Source organism: Streptomyces sp. SID11385, from assembly GCF_010548245.1.
Lineage (GTDB): Bacteria > Actinomycetota > Actinomycetes > Streptomycetales > Streptomycetaceae > Streptomyces.
In genome coordinates this window covers 1-2,895 of sequence record NZ_JAAGLR010001193.1, presented here as the reverse complement: position 1 = coordinate 2,895, position 2,895 = coordinate 1, and the positions used below count along the sequence as shown (strand labels likewise).

At 71.8% G+C, this 2,895-nt stretch carries 1 protein-coding gene; it reads right to left on the bottom strand.

Features of this window, described 5'->3' with window-relative positions; all coding sequences use genetic code 11:
* Positions 1-305: 305 nt before the first annotated feature.
* Positions 306-2,345, bottom strand: coding sequence for a M4 family metallopeptidase (locus tag G3I42_RS36735; protein ID WP_164291975.1), 2,040 nt, complete (start codon positions 2,343-2,345; stop codon positions 306-308).
* Positions 2,346-2,895: the final 550 nt, after the last annotated feature.

The window sequence follows — 2,895 nt, the reverse complement described above, 5'->3', positions numbered from 1 at the left end:
TGCTCGCCCACGTGGGCGAGGCGCTCGCGGACCTCGGCGACGAGGCGGAGGTCACCGCGGTGGTCCGGGACCTCCTGCGCCGGGGCGAGCCGGCCCGGCGGCAGCGGGCCGCGGCCCAGGGCCCGGGGGACGTGGGGGAGTGGGGAGTGGTGGGCTGAGGGGGCGACGGGCGCGTACCGCCGGGGTCCGTCCAGGCGAACCCACCTCGCGGCAGCGGGTGTTGACATGCGGGAAGCGCCCCGGCCACCACGGGCGGCCGGGGCGCTGCGCTCGGCGGGGGTCCGCTCCGCCGAGAATCCGGGGGCCTACGGGAAGGTCAGCGACCAGCCGTTGATGGTGCCCTTGTCGCCCGAGTAGAGGTCCTGCACCTTGAGCTTCCAGGTGCCGTTCGCGGCGACCGAGGAGGCGTTGACGGTGTAGGTGGCCTTGACGTTGTCGGCCGAGTCGGAGGAGCTGGAGTTCTTGAGGCGGTAGCTCGTGCCGTTCGGGGCGACGAGGTCGACCACGAGGTCACCGCGGTAGGTGTGCGTGATGTCCACCGAGACCGACAGGTTCGAGGGCGCGTTGCCGCTGCGGCCCGTCACGGCGATCGAGGAGGTGACCGCCGAACCGGCGTCCGGTATCGCGACCTTGGTGCTGGAGGTGAACACCGTCCCGCCGGGGTTGCCGGGGTCCGTGCCGCCGCCGGAGCGGGCGCCGACGTTGATCGCCGCCCAGGCGTCCTGCACCGCCTTGTACTCGGCCGAGGTCGCGCCGTAGAGCGAGGAGGCCGCCGCGAGGGTGCCGGTACGGGCGCTCGCGTAGTTCGTGGTGGAGGTGAACTGCGTGGTGAGCGCCTTGTACCAGATCTGGAGCGCCTTGTCCCGGCCGATGCCGGTGACCGGGAGGCCGTCGTACGTCGGCGAGTTGTAGCTCACGCCGTTGACGGTCTTGGCGCCGCTGCCCTCCGAGAGGAGGTAGAAGAAGTGGTTCGCCGGGCCCGAGGAGTAGTGCACGTCCTTGTTGCCGAGCGTGGACGACCAGTTGTCGGCCGAGGCGCCGTCCTTGCTGGGCTTGTCCATGTAGCGCAGCGGGGTGCCGTCGCCGTTGATGTCGATCTTCTCGCCGATGAGGTAGTCACCGGGGTCGGTCGCGGTGTTGGAGTAGAACTCCACACCCGTGCCGAAGATGTCGCTCGTCGCCTCGTTCAGACCACCGGACTCGCCGCTGTAGTTGAGGCCCGCGGTCTCCGAGGTGACCCCGTGGCTCATCTCGTGGCCCGCGACGTCGAGCGCGGTGAGCGGCGCCGCGTTGCCCGCCCCGTCCCCGTACGTCATGCAGAAGCAGCTGTCGTCCCAGAACGCGTTGACGTACTGGTTGCCGTAGTGGACCCGCGAGTAGGCGGCCACGCCGTCGCCGCGGATGCCGCTGCGCCCGAAGGTGTCCTTGTAGAAGTCCCAGGTCTCCTGCGCACCGTAGGCCGCGTCGGCCGCCGCCGTCTCGGCCGTGGTGCCCTTCCCGTCGCCCCACACGTCGTCGGGACCGGAGACGAGCGTGCCGGTGCCCGAGGTCCTGCCCGCGAGGGTGTACGTCTTGTGGCCGCCGCGCGTCGAGTCCGTCAGGTTGTACGTGGAGCCCGACTTGGTGGTGTTGATCGTCACGGTGCCGCTGTACTGCGTGTTCGCCGTGCCGTTCTCGATGCCCTGGTACTCGTACAGCTTCGCGCCCGTCGCCGCGTCCGTCACGACGTGCAGCGCGTTGGGCGTCCCGTCCTCCTGGAGCCCGCCGATCACGGTCTCGTAGGCGAGGACGGGCTTGCCCTCGGCGAGCCACACCACCTTGCGCGGCGCCTGGTCGGTCGCCGGCACCGCGGCGCCCTGCGCCTTCGCCGCGCCGAGCGCCTGCTTCTGCGCGGTCGCCGCCGGGACCTTCGCGGTGGTCCGCACACCGCTCAGCTTCGCCCGCGAGGCCCGCACGACCTTGCCGGTCTCACCGGCCGGGTTCGTGGTGACGACCAAGTCGCCGCCGAGGACGGGCAGTCCGTCGTACGTGCGCTCGTAGCGCGTGTGCAGCGTGCCGTCCTGGTCCTTGATCACATCCCGCACGACCAGCTTCTCCTGAGCGCCGAGGCTCAGCTCGTCGGCGGTCGCGGCGCTCTTCTTCTGTGCCTTGGCGATGAGTTCGGCGCGCTGTGCGGGGGACAGCTTCGCCGGCAGTGCTCCCGGCCTGGCCGCCGAGGCGGCTTTCCCTGTGGGGGAGGGCGCGGCCGTGGCCACGCCCGTCTGCATCGCGGCGGTCAGCAGTGCGGAGACCGCGAGCAGTGCGCCGCCGGTGGCGGCGGCGCGACGGGAGGAGGTTCGTCTCAAGGAAGGGCTCCTTCAACGGGCCGCGCGCGGGCGGCCGGTGGGGTGACGAAGGGCCCGCGGTGGGCGGTGGGGAAGGAGCGTGCCCGACCGCTGGCCGAGGGAGACTGTGGCAGCCTCGGCCCGTGATTGTCAGGTGCGCATCACGAGGTTGGCGGATTCCGTTCGGCTCCCGGACGTTCGGGGTCGCTATGCGGAGCGGTTCCCCGGAAAGAATTGGAAAAGAGACCGCTTGCCGTCCGGCCGGGAAAGCCCCGCTTCGTCCCCCGGCGACATGTGCCCGCAATGTCGCCGCCCGCTGAATCGTCCGGACCGCCCTTTTCCCTCCCCTTCCTCCCGGGGCCCACCCCGTGTGACGCGCATAGATCACCAGGTTTGAGCCCCGGTTGGCCGGAAACCGTGGCGGCGGTGCGCCCTTCCGGTGAAGAGGCGACGCACGCTCGCGCCCCGTGCGCCGCCCGGCCCGCGTGCCCCCGTACCGCCGCGCCCGCGTGACTCACGTACTGAGACGGCCCGGCGCGCGCGAAGGCGGCGCGGCGCGGACCGGGCTCCC